13 protein-coding genes and 1 pseudogene are annotated in these 16177 nt (G+C 60.8%); 10 read left to right on the top strand and 4 right to left on the bottom strand.

What is annotated here, in order from left to right; genetic code table 11:
- Nucleotides 1-50: 50 nt before the first annotated feature.
- From E4P29_RS11895 to E4P29_RS11885, 3 genes are all read left to right on the top strand, one after another.
- Nucleotides 51-1244 carry a sensor histidine kinase gene (locus tag E4P29_RS11895; protein WP_135044840.1) on the top strand — a complete coding sequence of 398 codons (1194 nt, stop codon included), beginning with the start codon at nt 51-53 and terminating at the stop codon, nt 1242-1244.
- Complete coding sequence (locus tag E4P29_RS11890; protein ID WP_135044838.1) at nt 1241-1864, top strand: response regulator transcription factor; 624 nt, start codon at nt 1241-1243, stop codon at nt 1862-1864. The genes E4P29_RS11895 and E4P29_RS11890 overlap by 4 nt, the downstream gene beginning before the upstream one ends.
- Before the next feature lie 724 nt (nt 1865-2588).
- Complete coding sequence (locus tag E4P29_RS11885) at nt 2589-3086, top strand: hypothetical protein (RefSeq protein ID WP_135044836.1); 498 nt, start codon at nt 2589-2591, stop codon at nt 3084-3086.
- Nucleotides 3087-3515: 429 nt separating this feature from the next.
- Here E4P29_RS11885 and E4P29_RS11880 read toward each other — a convergent pair whose 3' ends face one another.
- Nucleotides 3516-4190 (bottom strand): rhomboid family intramembrane serine protease, encoded by a 675-nt coding sequence (locus tag E4P29_RS11880; protein WP_135044835.1) that lies wholly within the window; start codon nt 4188-4190, stop codon nt 3516-3518.
- 131 nt (nt 4191-4321) lie between these two features.
- Between E4P29_RS11880 and E4P29_RS11875 the strand changes: the two are divergent.
- Nucleotides 4322-4534, top strand: a pseudogene (locus tag E4P29_RS11875) (ATP-binding cassette domain-containing protein); the annotation flags it as partial.
- Nucleotides 4535-5103: 569 nt separating this feature from the next.
- Here the strand turns inward: E4P29_RS11875 and E4P29_RS11865 are convergent.
- On the bottom strand, nt 5104-7035 hold the full coding sequence (locus E4P29_RS11865) for an FAD/NAD(P)-binding protein (RefSeq protein ID WP_167735453.1): 1932 nt from the start codon (nt 7033-7035) through the stop codon (nt 5104-5106).
- Between the two features lie 572 nt (nt 7036-7607).
- Between E4P29_RS11865 and E4P29_RS26305 the strand changes: the two genes are divergently transcribed.
- From E4P29_RS26305 to E4P29_RS11845, 4 genes are all read left to right on the top strand, one after another.
- Nucleotides 7608-8276: a PAS domain-containing protein gene (locus E4P29_RS26305; RefSeq protein ID WP_135044828.1), complete on the top strand. Its 669-nt coding sequence runs from the start codon at nt 7608-7610 to the stop codon at nt 8274-8276.
- A 344-nt stretch (nt 8277-8620) separates the two neighbouring features.
- Nucleotides 8621-9733, top strand: a complete 1113-nt coding sequence (locus E4P29_RS11855; RefSeq protein ID WP_209205379.1) for a fatty acid desaturase — start codon at nt 8621-8623, stop codon at nt 9731-9733.
- Nucleotides 9734-9757: 24 nt separating this feature from the next.
- A complete protein-coding gene (locus E4P29_RS11850) occupies nt 9758-10204 on the top strand; it encodes a cobalamin-dependent protein (protein ID WP_135044824.1) in 447 nt (148 codons plus the stop codon).
- A gap of 4 nt (nt 10205-10208) precedes the next feature.
- Nucleotides 10209-11576: a methylaspartate mutase gene (locus E4P29_RS11845; protein ID WP_135044822.1), complete on the top strand. Its 1368-nt coding sequence runs from the start codon at nt 10209-10211 to the stop codon at nt 11574-11576.
- 83 nt (nt 11577-11659) lie between these two features.
- On the opposite strand, the gene E4P29_RS11840 is transcribed toward E4P29_RS11845, so the two are convergent.
- Nucleotides 11660-13057 (bottom strand): MFS transporter, encoded by a 1398-nt coding sequence (locus E4P29_RS11840; RefSeq protein ID WP_135044820.1) that lies wholly within the window; start codon nt 13055-13057, stop codon nt 11660-11662.
- A 67-nt stretch (nt 13058-13124) separates the two neighbouring features.
- Here E4P29_RS11840 and E4P29_RS11835 point away from each other — a divergent pair, with 67 nt between their 5' ends.
- Entirely contained in the window at nt 13125-13694 is a 570-nt protein-coding gene (locus E4P29_RS11835; RefSeq protein WP_135044818.1) for a TetR/AcrR family transcriptional regulator, read from the top strand.
- Between the two features lie 101 nt (nt 13695-13795).
- Nucleotides 13796-13975, top strand: a complete 180-nt coding sequence (locus E4P29_RS11830; protein ID WP_135044816.1) for a hypothetical protein — start codon at nt 13796-13798, stop codon at nt 13973-13975.
- Between the two features lie 909 nt (nt 13976-14884).
- Here the strand turns inward: E4P29_RS11830 and E4P29_RS11825 are convergent.
- On the bottom strand, nt 14885-16120 hold the full coding sequence (locus tag E4P29_RS11825; protein WP_167735451.1) for an MFS transporter: 1236 nt from the start codon (nt 16118-16120) through the stop codon (nt 14885-14887).
- Between the last annotated feature and the right edge of the window lie 57 nt (nt 16121-16177).

Raw genomic sequence — 16177 nt, 5'->3', positions numbered from 1 at the left:
CGGTGTCGACACGCCAGCATCGAGGCGCGAATGCGTGCGACACTGAGCCCATGCGTGTCGAGCGCAGCAGCGCACGCCCCCTCCGCTGGGATCGATTCGATATCCCCCCAGCTCTATTGATCGTGATCCCTGGTGGGTTGTTGGTGGCCTCGGCGGCGATTACCGTTCTCTCCGGGTTCATCGGAGGCGGACGGCCCCTGCTCGAGCTGATCGGGCTGTCCGTCATCGCCTTCGCCCTGCATTTTTCGTGGATCCGCTCGACGGCGTTGTCGAATGCGGCGCGAGTGTCGATCTTCCTCGTTCAGTTCGTGGTCAATGCGGCACTGGTGTGGCTCAGTCCGTTCTACGGCGTCTACGTGGTTACCGGGTATCTGACCGCGCTTTTGATGTTCTCCGGCGCAGCATTCTGGGTTGCCGTGTTCGCGAATGCCGCTCTGTCCGCATCCGCTCAGATCGGCGGAATTGGACAGGTCCCGAATTCGTGGCCCGCATTCGTGTTGCTGGCCGCTATCAACACCGGTCTTGTCTTCGCGTTCACCTGGGTAGGCAGCCGACGCGATCGAATAGTCGAAGAAAGAGAAGCTGCGGTGCGCGCACTCGAAGCCGCCCAACTGCGGAATACCGAACTCCAAGAACAGCTTCTGCAGCGCGCTCGAGAACGTGGTGTCCTCGAGGAACGAGCCCGGCTCTCTCGCGAGATCCATGACACCGTCGCGCAGGATCTCGTGGCCATCGTCAGCCAACTCGAAGCCATCGACGGCGACACCGAGTGGAAACCGCGCGTGGAGACAGCCAAGACACTTGCCCGCTCGGGACTGGGAGAGGCGCGTCGGGCCGTCTACGCCTTGCGTTCACCGATGCTCGACGCCCAGCCGCTGCCGTCTGCCCTCGACGAGTTGGTCCGAGCGTGGGCCACAGTCCACGACGTGCGCGCGCACGTTCGCGTCGACGGAGATCCGGTACCCACCGATATGGATCAGGACCTGCTCCGCATTTGCCAAGAAGCGCTGTCGAACGTATTCCGCCATGCCGAGGCGAAATCGGTCGACGTCCGTCTGTCCTACGTAGACGAGGGCGTACTTCTCGACATCCAGGACGACGGGCAGGGATTCGAGCTGCGCCACGTCCGAGAAGGAAACGGCCTCAGAGGCATGCGAGAACGGGTGGCAGCGTCGGGAGGCACCGTGGACGTCACGACGCAGGTCAGCGGAGGTTGCCTGATCAGTGTGGTGGTTCCAGCATGAATACCGACATCACCGTCCTGATCGCCGACGACCATCCCATCGTGCGAGACGGCGTGAGGGGAATGTTGTCCACCGACAGCAGCATTCGGGTGGTCGCAGAAGCATCGTCCGGTCCGGAAGCGTTCGCTCTCGTCGCTCGTCATGACCCGGACGTACTGCTGATCGATCTTCGGATGCCCGACGGCGACGGCGTCCCGACCATCACCGATCTGCGGCGACGCAACGCAGATCGTCCAAAGATCCTGGTATTGACCACCTTCGACTCCGATCGAGACATCGCCACCGCCATCGATGCCGGCGCCGATGGCTACCTTCTCAAAGCGCTGAGCCGTCAGGAGCTGATCGCGGGCGTCGTCGATGTCGCTGCCGGGCGCAGTGTCTTGTCACCGAGTGCAGCGCATAGCTTGCTGGCTCGACGCACAGTAGAAAATCTCACCGGACGCGAGGTAGAAGTTCTGAAAAGAATCGCCCTCGGCGGCACCAACCGCACCGTTGCGCAGGCTCTCGTGATCAGTGAAGCCACGGTCAAGACCCATCTGCTGCACATCTACTCCAAACTCGGGGTTCGCGACCGAGCCGCAGCAGTTCGAGTGGCATACGAACGCGGGCTTCTCGGCTGACCGGCATACCCGCCCGCCCCCGCCTTGGAAGCTGTTGATTTGAGCCTGCCGTAACGTAAGCGTCTAGCTTCAGGGCATGACCATCACGGTTCTGGACACATATGCTGGTATCGACCATGTCCTCAGCGGCCCGGTCGCAGAACGCTCGGCACGACTGATCTCGATGCTTACTCCTATGGCGGGGATGTACCGGTACTTCTCGGGCGAAGTCGATCTCGAAGCAATACACCGGATGAGCTTCGTTCGTGCATGGACCGGTTCGGACGGTGATGTACGAAAAGCGTTGCAAATAAACAAATATAGAGTCCAGAGTAGTTCAGGTAAATCCACTTCTAGGGACTTAGAATCCGCACAGTGTCGGTTCGAGTCCGACTGGGGGCATCAGAGTCCATGTGGATCCGAAAATTTCTGCCAGCCGACGAGTTCCGGCGGGTGTCGTGGACTTCGGTGAACTTCGCTGGTTTTGAATAGACAAGTAAAGCAGCAGATTTGAAATCCACTGACGGGCCGGAGCCTGCTTAATCGCTTCCAGGCAAGTATGCGCAGTTCAGGGCAGGTCGCTGCGCCGAAATTCGGCGTAGCTACTTCGTCGACAACAACGATCTCACCACATAGATTTGCGGCAAACCGAAGCCCATTTTTTCGGTTGCGGCGCGAGTACAGGGTGGTCATGGCACCATCAGACCGGCGGGTCGGGACCACATAAACGAAAGTAGCCACCCAGATGCGCAAGACCACAACCGCCGCCCTCGCGGCCGCAGCCGCGATACCTATTGTCTTCCTCGCCGCTACACCCGCCTCGGCAGCACCCGGCGACGTCGCCGCCGTCTTCACCGCTACACCCAACAGAGGGGGAGGGGACAGCACTGTCACCGGAACATTCACCGCAACGGGAGAAAACGCGCCGGCCTACTGCATGATGGTCGACAACAATGTCATCAGTGACGCCGGCGGAGAACGCAATTTCGTACTGGTTGGCAACGCGTACGCATCCAGCGACACACCCAACGCAATCACGGTCGTCGACATGTCCGTGCCTGCCGGCACCTACTCCATCGACTGGGTGTGCTTTCAGAACTCGGGAGTTCTGGACGGTACGAAGTACAACACCGGCGACGACAGCTACGGCGAACCGACGACACTCGTAGTCCCGGTCGCACCTGAAGCGCCAGGTTGCATCGGATCGGTTTGCCTCCCCACTGGATCAGCATTCGGGTTCTGACACCGAAGCGCACGATACTCCGCCACTTCCTGAGTGGCGGGGCATCGTGGGTGCTTTGAGCATCTGCAATAGAGACGTATCGGTCACCGCAGAGATGCAGTCGAGCGAGGACCGTGCCGCGCAATTCCGAGATCTTCTCCTCCGGCCGCAATTCAGTGGCATATCGGATCGCCTTCGACGTGACAAGGTATCCGATCCTGACGCCGCCACCGAACTCTTTTCGGGGCCCATCTTTGATCGCTGGTTGCTCCGCACAGGTCCGTTCGACTCATCGTGGGTAGCGTGTCACGTCGCTCGCACGGTCCGCGCCTATCCCGACGGTCCGGACCATGCCGATCGAGCCGGATGCCGGTGCCATTTCCTCGTCTGGGCACTGTCGAATCAGAACAAGCAGACCTCAGTGCTGTAAACGGTGAGCTGCATCGGTGTTCATCTTCGTTCGGGCCGGGTGGCGCTCCCTGCCGACGTTGCGGAGGGGTGCGTCACGGCGGCGAGGGCGAGTCCGACGATGAACCCGCCGGTGAATGCGAGCCCGTGAGCGTCGCCCGTCACCACGAGACCGGCACCGACGATCACTGCTACGCCCGATGCGACCACGACCCCTCGGGTCAGGCCACGCACGAGAAGCATGCTCAGTACAGACGTGGCCAAGAAGAACGTCGCGCCCGAGTTCCCCCCTCCTGCAGACGGATATAGGTAGACGGCAGGCAGATCGAATGCCGCCGTCGCGAACACGAACAGTCCTCCCGTCCTCAGCCCGCCCCACAGCGGAACTGCGAGCGCTGCGACGATGTAAAACATGACGAGGTTGGTGACCGTCCCGAATACCCCACCGTCCTGAACGTAGGCCGAGGTGATCAGTCGCCACCACTCATGACCGTCGCGGATCGCATCCGGTTGCCGGGAGAGTGCGTCGTATATGGCCGGCACAGCGAACTGCGCAATGGACGGAACCGCGACCATCGACCACAGGACAAGCGCAGATCGGTGCGGCCTGCGCATCAAGGCACCGGCGTCGATGACGGTGTCGACCCCACGGAACACCGCGAAGATCACGACGGCATACGCCAGCGCGTTCAAGCCCCCGCCACCCGATGTAGTCACTGTTGCAGCCTGAACCACATCTCGCGCGCGCGCAACGACATCAGACGAAACGCTCGCAGGCTCGATAGGATCGGGCGGGGGTGGAGGTTCGAGCAGTTGGCGACGCACGCCGCACAGAGCCAAGCTTTCTCTCACTGTCCGGCGGGGAGCGGCAACGAGTTCTGATCGCACGCGCGTTCGCGCAGGAACCGAAGGTGCTGGTACTGGACGAGCCGACCAACCATCTCGACGTCCACCATCAATATGCTGTGCTCTCCGCCGCGAAAAAGCTCGGTGTCACCGTCGTCGCTGCCCTGCACGACCTCAACCTCGCAGCCCAGTACTGCGACCAGCTGTTCGTGCTCGGTGCCGGGCGGCTAGTGAGCCTGTTGCGTTTGCGCGCGTCGGTTAACGTCGCGGAATGGATATGGTGACGTCGGTTCTCTTGTCGCCGCGTGGGCGGTTATTCTCCGCGACCATCGCCTACAAGTGCAGTACGTCGCCGAGCGGCCCTGATTATTACAATCCCCGGACTGGGGTCGCATCGGTCTGTGTCGTCATGTGACCAGCTTGACGGCCCGATGCAGTCGCCGCATGACCGTGCGTCCACCGCACCTGATCATCCGTCTACATCGCTACCCGACTCGGCCGTGAAGTGGCTTCCATTCGTGGATAACAGTCTCATGGATCAAATTGTGGACAGAAAACGGATCACCGGCCAAGATCTCGTCGAGATCGAGGCGCGATGGTGATTCGAAGATCAGCAGGCCTCCTGATCCATCTGCGAACGGCCCTGTGCACAAGGCTGTTCCGCGAGCGATGAGCGATTGTAACCACTCATTATGCTGGGGTCTGGCTGACTGTCGTTCGCCTGCCAGCTCGGGGCTGTATCTGTACTGCACTGCGTACACAGTCATGTAGGGCCTTTCTTGCGCTAGACGGAAGCGACGATATTCGCGATGTCGTCGAGATATGGTGGGGTCACGTCCTGGCCGTGAAGTATGGATCTGGCGATGAGATCTGCTTGTAGGAGCGTGCGCGAGTTGACCAATGGCCGCGCGCCGATGGCCGTGACCCACTGGACCGATTCGGTCGGAGGTCCGTAGGTGTAAAGATGGCGTCTAGCTGCCCCTTGGGCGTCGATCAGTCGGAATGATCGATCGTCGACGTCGATTCCGCCGGTTTCGTAATGCTCGCCCGAGATGTCTGGGATGGAGTGCGCCCGGCACAGCCCCCCGTCGCGGACCGATTGCAGGAGCGGGTCTGCTGCGAATCGTATGTCGTTCTTCGGGAGGAACGCGTCGATGGAGACGTTTGCCATCTTCGGTTCTCCGCCGACGCTGTCCGAATTCACCTCGAAGGCGTGGGCGGTTTCGTTGATAGTGACCCGAGTGTCTGGTCCGGCGAATTCGATAATTCCGGCGTCGACGAGCGCGATGAGTTCCGCGATACGGCTTCGAGGCGGTCCGGAAGCGACGAGGTTGTTCAGTCCGCTGAACCAATGATCGATGTGGTCTCGATACGACCGTCCACGTAGACCTTGATGCGAAATAATTTGTCTTACTTCATCTCTGAGGTCTCGCATTATCGCACCGACGGTCTTGAGTGGGTTCACCCCAGGTCCCTCACATGAAGCGCGGTAGTCCGATTTCAATGCCGATCGGACCCACGCCGTGAAAGCTTCTCGTGTCGAGAACGTGCGGCCGAGGGTGGGCTTGTCGATACGGTCCCAGTCGAGCCGGTCGTTGCTATCTGGAACCAGCTGTGCAATCGATTCTTCGATGCGATGGTCCCCCCATGGGTGGGAGGACAGAAGGTCCAGAAGAGCATCCTTGCCTGTGGTGTCGTCGGCGAGGAGTGTGCTGTAGTAGACCCAGGCAGTCTCCTTCTGCACCAGCGGCCACACATCGTCGAGGAAGTCCAACGACGCGTTACCTACCTGTGAGCGGAACTTCGCGATGGTTTCAGCACTGATGAACTTCGGCACGTAGCGGGTGGAGTACTCCTGCTCGAATTCGGCGCGAGCGAGATACGGTACGCCACGGCGTGATCCGGCAATCAGCCGAGGTTCGCGACCTGAGGGCGTGTATTGGAGGGATCCGTCGCTGACGTTCTTGAATTGTCCGCCGCGCTCTGTCGTCAAGAGTGCGACGTAGTCGAAGAAGTTCAATCCCATGCCCTGAAGCGCAACGGTATCGCGTGCTGTGATCGAGTCCAGGTCTACCTCCGAAGCGTTGGCCGGTGGAATGTATGTGAGGTTGTGCTTTCGCGCCTCGGCGAGTTTCTTGACTACCGATGGGTCGGTCGCAGTGTCGAAGTGCCCCATGGAGAAGATGACGGCGTCGACATCGAGGTGGTCGTCTCCGGTCAACGTCAGCGAATACCTGCTTCCAGTCTCGGAGATCGCTGTTGCTTTGGCGCGATGAAGTCGAACCCTGACATTGGAAGGCGCGCCGTCGATGATCGATGACAGGGCCCAGGTGAGGTATTCGCCTTGCATCGAACGGGTCGGGTACGTCCACGGCAGGGTCATCTGTGCACGGTGGGCGACGGACACGGGTGCAGCTATGCGACCTGCCGCAACCTCCTTGGCCCATTGGTAGTGGCTCAGACCTGGCGTGATGGGTCCTTCGCAGTCGACTGTGTCATCGGTGAAGACTGTGATGTCGGCTGCAACGGTGTTCATCAGCAGCGACTGGGGCTGGTTAGTGTTCCAAATGCGTCCGCTCCCAGGTGGATACGGATCGATGAGGTGTACGACTATCTCGACGATGTCCGCGAGTTCGGCACCGTTAGCGCACAGACGCTCGAGTGCGATGGTTCCACGTGGTCCTGCTCCAACTACAGCGATCTCGACACTACGCATGGGTCTCCCTATCGGAGGCAGTCGCGCAGACGGCGCGACACAAGGATGGTTATGCGGTGATCGACTGGGGCGAACGAATCGGCCCACAGGACTAGCTGGCGGTTGGCCGACAGCTGTTGTGCCGCACCGCGCCGCCAACATACCAGGCGGTGTGCTCCTCATCCACTTGTCTCCGGGCTCGCATAAGCTAGAGGAAGGGGGGTGACTAAATGCGAATCAGTGAAAACGGCGCCGACAGTGACGATTCGGGCGTGCAAAGCGGGTGGACTGTAGTCGACGTGCAGGTACCGGGCAGGGAGCTGGTTATCGTGCACCGCGGCACTATCGCGCAAGGTAAGTCTGCTGCGCGACTTCGGCCGTCTCGACTCGGAGAGGCTGCGGTGCAGTTGTCGCGCCGAGCCAGCGAGGCAAATCACGATATCGATGAGACACTGGTCCGGCGGGGTGTGCGTGAGCGGCACTGCGCACGGGTGGTTCGTGGGGCCGACGGAGTAGTCCACTCGGTCGCAGTCTGGGTGGGCCCGCCCGAGAGCGAGCCACCGGAACCTCCGGCCACCGGTGCCTGGACGTGGGTGCTCGACAGCCGCACCACCTACTGGTCCGACTCTCTCTATCGAATGTACGGAATCGAGCGCGACGGAGGCCGTCGTCACGCCGTCCACCAGTTTCTGCAGATGCTCAATCCAGCTGACGCAGTCCGAGTTGCTCAATTGTTTGCGCGTGTATACGACGCCGAAATACATCAATTCCTTGGGGAAACGTTCTCCATCGTCACCCCGAACAACACAGTGCGTCGACTGCACGCACTGGGGAGGGTGATCGAGACCTCGGCAGGGAAACGGCTCTGGCGGGGCACCAGTGTTGATGTAACGAATTATTTGGCGGACTCGCCTCTAGTACCGACGCTCATCGGAATTGCGCTTCCCGACCCAACTGGAATACAAACCGCCCTGATTGAGCTGCCTCGACTCCGCCTGCTTCGATGGTTGTCACAAGGAATCCCTGACGTGGCCTGGCCTGTCGACGGGGATCTATCCACGGCAATTTCCGGTGAGTTCATAGGCACGGACGGAGTCGACGCGACCAAGATCTCAGCTTGGTCGAACGATGTTCCTCCGGCTGTGGCCGTCATACTTCGCGCTCTGGACGGAAGTTTCCATGAGGCACAAATGACAATTCAACTGTTGACCGAGCCGTCGGCAACGACACCGGCGTTGATCGTCATTCAGCGGGTTGGATAACGACCGGTCTCCTTGACACTAGGTAGCCGTTTCCGGATGATGAGAACAGTTCCCGTTTCCGACGGGGTGTCCCGGGTCATGGCTTCGTGCCGCCGGTTGACCGTTCGAGCAGAGCTCTCCACGTCGTGGCGTACCCGCACCATCCTGTGTGCCGTACCTCGCTCTGCAACGAGATCCATTGTCAGTCCGAGTGCCTTGATCTAGGCCAACCAACGACAAGAGGACCGAACGTGCTCGAATCATCATCCCGCGTACCTCGCACAGTCTCTGCAGGTGATCACACCGCAACTCCGCTGAACCCACGCGATGAAATGCGGCGCCTGCCGAACGTTCTACAAGTACCGTTGACCTTGCTGACCGGCAAGCCGTACACCGGGCAACAGCGAATCTCACTGAGCGTGTCCTTTCACGTCGTCGGTGCAGTGGCCAGCATGTCGGTCGGCTTCTCGATGGTCGCCATCGCCCTGACACTCGGCGGCCCATGGACTCTCACAGCTGTTCTCGGAATGGCCGTGACGCTTCACGGCATGCGCAACGCGAGAATGATGGTCCTCCATCAGGCCGCTCACAAGAACCTCTACCGGCGAGCGCGCACGGATCAGCTGCTTGGACAAGCATGCTCGGTCATCCTGTTGGTGCAGAGCTTTTCCCAGTACAGCAGCGAGCACACCGGTGAGCACCACTCGCGACACCACATGACGCTCCGCGATCCAACAGTCCAGGCATTTTTGATCGGACTCGGGCTGGCCCCGGGAATGTCTCGCCGGGAAATGTGGACACGGGTTCTTGCCAAGTTGTGTTCACCGTGGTTCCACACCGTCTTCGCAGTAAGCCGGTTGCGCTCGTTCTGGTCGGGAGCCAACCGGGGTGAACGTATCGGTGCGATCGTCTTTCACGGCTCGGTAGTCGCAGCAGTGTCGGTGACGGATTCGTGGTTGGTTTTCCTGCTGGGCTGGGTTGTCCCGTTGTTCCCATTGTTCCAGGTCAGCAATACTCTTCGACTCTGCGTCAAGCACACATTCCCTACAGCGAACGACGAACCCCTCACAGGAAAGGATCGGATGGCGGGTCTGACCAACGCCATTTTCATCGGAGAATCTGTTCCTCGTGTGCAACCGACACGGATCGCAGCATTCTGGGCGTGGACCCGGTGGACGATGCGTATGTTCTTCGTCCACCTCCCGGTGCGTTACCTCGTGCTCACCGGCGACACCGTATGCCACGACTTCCACCATCGATTTCCGCGGCACAAGGCTTGGTTCGATTACATCAGCGAACGCGCGCTCGACAGTATGTCTCCCAAAGGTGGATGGCCGGCCTACACGGAGGTCTGGGGCCTTGCGCATGCGATCAGCCACGTCTTCGACTCGCTGAGCAACGCCGATCCGAAAACTTTCGACCGCAGCAAGATCGGCGGCGTGAGCACCCGCGCACTCTTCGCCGCATTCGACGACTAATTTCACTCTTACAAGGAGCCGATCGTGCACCCAAAGCCCATCGAACCCAGACTCGGAACCGTAGTCCTGGGCGTTGCTGCAAGCGATGCTCACGCCGTCGCGAATCACCTCATTGCTCGCGATCTCCGCGAAACCGGTTACGACGTGGTCAACCTCGGAACTTGCACGCCCGTATCGGAGTTCGCAAGTGCAGTGCGCGAACGCCCGGACGCGATTGCAGTGTTGATCGGCAGCCTCAACGGTCATGTGCACGAGGATCTGCGAGAGCTTCCACTCGCCAAAGCATCTGGCGACATCCATTGCCCTGTGGTCGTAGGCGGAAACTTGTCAGTAGGCAGTGACAAGTCCGGAGATTGGCTCGAGCGCTTGTACGCGCTGGGCGTCGACCACGTACTCGAGAATGCAAGCGCTCTGCGGCCATTGTTGGCAAAGTTGACCGGCAGTAGAATCGAACAGCCGCAGGCGTCCTGACATCATGGCGGTCACAGACGCTGTCCCCAGCATCCCTGGTCTACCCCCAGACCTCCCGTCATTACGAAACAGTGTGCAATACATCGAACAGCTCGGTAAATCGAGCGCAGTCGATGTACTCAGCAAGGCCAACGATGCCGGAGTGTTCGCGCTTCAACCGCGATGCGGGGTGGGCGGCCACGATGAGATGCGAACACTCCTCGGCACGCTCGAGCATGCGGCCTCACCCGACATCCTCTCGCTGACAATCGATTCCCATACACGGCTCCAACGCTTCGACAGCGCATTGCGTTCACTAAATACACACCCCGGATCTCTCAACGGCTATCCCTTGGTCACGCACGGATGGAGACGAGGACGGGAGCTGAACGAACATGTAAGCGCACCGTTGGAGATCCGACACGGCTCACCTGATGCCCGCGCCTTGTTCGAGGTGGCAGCCGCCAGTGGGATCACATCGTTCGAAGGGGGCGGGATCTCGTACAACTTGCCATACTCGAAGGACGTACCACTCGCTACCTCGATACAAGCATGGCAGGACGTAGATTGCCGATGCGGGGAATTCGCTTCGCACGGAATCATCATCGACCGAGAACTCTTCGGCACGTTGACCGCAGTACTGATACCTCCGTCGATCAGCCTCGCCATCAGCGTGATCGAGGCGCTGCTGGCTACGGCGGAGGGTGTTGCATGCATCTCGGTCGCGTACCCCCAGGGTGGGCACCTGGAACAGGACGTGGCAGCGCTGCAGGCAATTCCAATTCTCGCGGACCGCTACCTCCCACCGGATGTATCCGTGTTCTCTGTCCTGCACGAGTTCATGGGCGCGTTTCCCGGAAGTCGCTCCGGCGCTGAGTCTTTGATTCTGTATGGGGCCTTCGCTGCCCGACTCGGAGGCGCAGACAAACTCATCACCAAGACACACCAGGAAGCCGTCGGCATACCCGATGCGACGGCAAATGCAGATGGCATCCGACTAGCGCGACTCGCTACATCTCCGGTGTTCGACTTCGTCGGCTACGACAAAGATCGGGTGAACGACGAGCTGAGGTACATCCTCGACGAGGTCGACGAATTGCTTTCGCCCTTGGATCTGGGGTCCGGTCTTCGGAAGTCGGTCACTGCAGCTTTCGAGGCGGGCCAACTCGACATACCGTTCAGCGCGAGTGTGCATGCACGATCCGCTGTAGTTCCGCGAAGAGATAGCGTTGGGGCCATTCGATATCACGACGCCGGTAATCTGTCGCTGTCGGACGCCACTCGCCGACGCCATCACGCCCAACTCGACACCGGGACGTCCGAGTTCGGCGGTAGCTTGTTCACCCGGCTCACCGACGACATCAACCATTTCGTCACCATGCTCGATTGCTGACCATACCGGAGAGTTCGTCGTATCCTGCGGTGGCACGAAGCTCCCGCAGGATACGACGGATCGGTGCTCCTGCTCTCTTGCTGTTACTGCCGCGACGGAACGTACCGGTAGGACAAGAAGACGATTGCGCCGAAAGCTACTGCGGTGAGGATGATCCCTAGCCGCATACCGGTCACCGGGTCGGCGAGTGCCAGGCAGACCCCGAGGACCGCGACCCCTATCGCCATACCGACCTGGCGCGAGGTGTTCAACACCCCTGAAGCCAGGCCTGCGTACCGACGGTCGGCGGACGCCATTGCTGCGCCGTTGCAGCTCGGCCCGAACAGTCCGCATCCGAAGCCGACAACTGCAGAACCTGCAAGCAGGATCGGCCAACTGTCCGGGCCAGCCGCCGCCAGGCACACCAGCGCTCCTACGAATGCGATTGTGGCCCCGGTGACCAACAGCCAGCGCATGCCACGGCCTGACCACAGTCGATTGAGCACCAGCGTCGCGAACGTCCACAGGACCGCGAACGGAAGGAAGAACAAACCGGTGGTCCGAGGATCGAAATCCCACTGACGCTGTACGAACAGTGCGAGCATGAACTGCAAGCCGTACGCACCGAACTGGAACGCAAAGCCGTTCACGATCGACGCCGTGAACGCCGGAACACCGAACATCCCCAGCGGCAGAACCGGTGCCGACACACGTCGTTCGACCACCACGAACGCGCCCAACACCGCCACCGCCGCGACCAGCAGAAGGATCGTCAACACATCATCCCACCCGCGCTCACCGGCCTCGATCAAACCGGCAACCAGCAAAGCCAAGCCACCGATCGCGAAAGCCTGCCCGAGCCAATCGAAGCCCCCATCGAGTCGCCGATCGGTTTCGGCGACCGCCCAAACAGTCAGCGCCAGTGCGAGCAGTCCGATCGGCACGTTGATCACAAAGATCGACCGCCACCCGAACGCCTCGGTCAGCACACCCCCACCCAGCGGACCAGCCACCAATGCGATACCGCCGACCGCACCCCACACCGTAATCGCCTTCGCACGCTCGACCGGGTCAGGATAGGTGCGGGCGATGATCGCCAGAGTCGTCGGCAAGACCCCAGCCGCGAAGACACCCTGGACGAAACGGAACACAACCAGCGCTCCAAGACCGGGTGCCAGAGCACACGCCAACGAGGCTGCGGTAAACCCAGCCAGCGAGATGATGAACACCCGCCGTGCGCCCCAGCGGTCCGCGAAAGTGCCCGCGCTGAGCAGTAACGCCGCCAACGGAATCGTGTAGATGTTCACCAGCCACTGCAGCGCCCCCATCGACGCACCGATCTCACTCTGGATCGATGGCAGCGCAATGTTCAGTGCGCTGCCATCGAGCAGAACCATGAAGAACCCGAGACAGAGTGCGGCCAAAGCAAGCGAAGCGTGTTGCGTGGGAGGCGCGTCACGCAGCTTCCTCTGTGTCGTTGTGCGTGCACCGATCGTCCCCATGAAACCTCCCCGAATATTGTCACTGTACCTACAGGTCCAGAAGTGTACCTCGAGGTACACTGAGGTGGTGGAAACCAGAGAGCGGCTCATTGCGAGCATGCAGGAATTGTTGTGGGAGAACGGTTACGCCGGGACCAGTCCACGCGCTGTTCAGAAACTGGCGGGTACCCGCCAGAGCAGCATGTATCACTTTTTCGACGGCAAGTCCGAGCTCGCCGTCGCGGCGGAGTACCGCATGAGCGAAGAGCTGAAGGCGCAGATCACCGAACGACTCGCGAGCGGAAACAGCGCTCGGGACAAAGTTGCGGCGTTCTTGTCCATCGACGAAAACGTCCTGCGGGGCTGTAGGCTCGGTCGACTGGTGCAGGATGCGGAGGTTGCCTCCAATGATGCGCTGCGCGAACCAATTCAAGAAATGTTCGAGTGGATCCAGGCCAGCATCGGAGAAGTTCTGCATCGAGCACACGCCGCAGGTGAGCTACCGGCCGACCTGGACGTAGAAGCCCTTTCCACTGCTGTCCTCGCGCTCAGACAGGGTGCCTATGTCCTCGCGCGGGGCGCACAGTCACCAGAACCGTTCCGCCGCGCAGTGATCGGCATACTGCAGTTGATCCCGTCTACGCAGGCGACGGGATGAACTCGGCAACCAATAGCCACCCCAACCTCGCATTCTCTCCATCATCAGACCCACCGACGGTGGTGCCGGTCGGAGTGACGCGATCGCCGCGCCGGAGCCAGGTGTCTGTCGAACTCGACTCCGATTACTACCGCTCAGGCGTCGAGGCACGTCGCCGCGCCCACACGGCGGCGTTGGCCGATGTAACGGATTTGGTCGACGACGTCGAGGACCGCATCGAACAGCTCCTCGAACGCACCCTGCAACTCATCGGCTCATCTGACAGCGGTGGTAGCACCTGACACACCGAGCCCGAGATCCGGCGCACGAAGACCCCGCCGTCGTACACCTCATCGAGCACAGCGATCGGACACCAACTCGTTGCCCAGAAGGGACCCAGCGCCTCAACGCGTAACCGCGACAAATGACGTGTGGCCTACGGGCTCAGTCTCGGCCCCTTCGTCAACCTTTCTTTACGGTGCGGTAACTGTCGTTTAGGTCGGGCGCGCCCGAGGCCATCGTGTTCGCACGGCGAGATCGGTGCCGATATGCGCAGTCACTTGCTGCGTCGTCGGACCTCCGTGCTCGTCGACGCACCGACCAGTTGGAAGGGTCCAGCCTAGGTGGCACCGGGCCCGCTAACCGGGCAGACGTTGATGGACTGCGTGAGACCTCGCAGGACGCTCGACCCTGGAACTCGCTCAACACTTACTCGACACTTTGATCTCGGTTCGGGTGGCTCCACGCGAACTTCGGTGGATACTTGAATTGCAAAAACCCCTGGCCGGATGGTGTATGTGGATCCATATCGGTCCGTAAATCTGTGTGAGCCACTACCAAGAGGTTAGGGGTTCGAATCCCTTCGGGCGCACAGAAGAAAGCCCCTGATCTGCGAACGTCCGCAGGTCAGGGGCTTTTTGTATGTGCTGGATGTGCCTTCGACTCAACACAAACGACCTGCACTGCGTCGGAAGTGTCGAGTGATGTGGACTCGTGTGAACGTTGGTGGCCGATCGACGGATTGCTTCGTGTGGGTGCGCTTCGACCTCAGCAACGAGATTTCGATGTCCAGAGGCGTTCGTACATTCCCAGCGAACTCTGAGTGGACACATGACATCGGAACGAAAGTTTCGGCGACGGCGCACTGCTCGACCGGCAGCGGCGAGGAGCGATCGAAAACTTGGCTCAGATGATGCTGCGGTAAGTGGCCTTCAGCGTCGCAGCCCGGTTGATCGATGGTCGACCACGATTGCTGTGCCCGCCGTGATGAGACACGTCGCCGCGGCGTACAACGCGAAGACTGTGTAGTTCGATGAGAACGTCTCGCGCAGGCTCGGTGCCGTCCCGCCGATCGATGCAACGGCAACGGCGTAGGGCAGACCGTTACCGACCCCGCGACTCGATCGCGGAAAAAGGGCGCTGATAACCGCGGGCAAAGCCGCACACAGTCCCGCCAAGGCCACCGTTGCCAGCGACGTGCCTAGCAAGTACATCGCCAGTGTCGCCGATGGCCGGGTCAGATACAGCACGGGCAAAGCGAATACTGCATTGGTGACCGCGGAGGCGGCGTACAGCCCGGTGCGGGGTCGGTGCCGCATCAGCACTCCGGCGCAAACAACCAGTCCAGCGAAACCAACCGTCTGCACGAGAGATATTGCGACCATGGTCGATTCACTAACGCCCAAATGCGTGACTGCATAGGGAACGGTGCCGGCGACCCAAATGTTGTAGGAGAGAGTGGTTCCCGCGGTGAGCGCGCAGACTGCCGCCATTCGAGCCAGCATCGCCGAACCCTGGAGTTTCGGCGCGGTGCTCACCTCTTCGGATCGTGATCGAGCGGCGTCTGTGCCATGGGTTGCGGTTATCGCCAGCAGCGCACCTGCCACCGCTCCGGCCGCGTAGGGAATCCGCCAGCCCCACCCGGCCATCTGCTCATCACCGAGCGAGGCAATCGTCACCAGGGTGACCGTCAGTGACACCACTTTTCCACCCGCGGCCATCGTGTAGATCAACGCCGACGGGTCCAATTTCCGCCCGCCAGAATGCATCTCGTACATATGCGCGTTGACCACCGCGGCCTGTCCGCCGTGTGCGGCACCCAGAATGACACGGAAGATCAACAACAACACCGGAGCTGCCCAGGCCACTCCGTCCATCGCGGGCGTGATGGCCATTCCGGTAGTCGCGCCGGCCCCGATCCACAAAGAGGCGACAAACGCCGTTGTGCGGCCTCGTCGATCAGCAATACTCCCGAGGACGTAAGCCCCCACCGGACGAGAGACGAACCCGGCGGCAAAGATTGCGAGGCCGACTGTCATCCCGGTTTCGTCGCCACCGAACAGCTCGTGGGTCATGTAGGGAAGCAGCGTAAGGAACGTCACCCAGTCGTAGCCCTCCACGGCCATCCCCGCTGCGACAACGGCAACCGATCGTCGGTTCGGTGTCATCGGACCACTATGCGGGCCGAATATCGAATCGACACGACACCAACACATGACGTGCGC

It is taken from the genome of Rhodococcus sp. 1R11, assembly GCF_004563845.1.
GTDB lineage: Bacteria > Actinomycetota > Actinomycetes > Mycobacteriales > Mycobacteriaceae > Rhodococcoides.
Note: the sequence above shows the minus strand (reverse complement) of the source record. Positions and strands in the feature narration are given on the sequence as shown.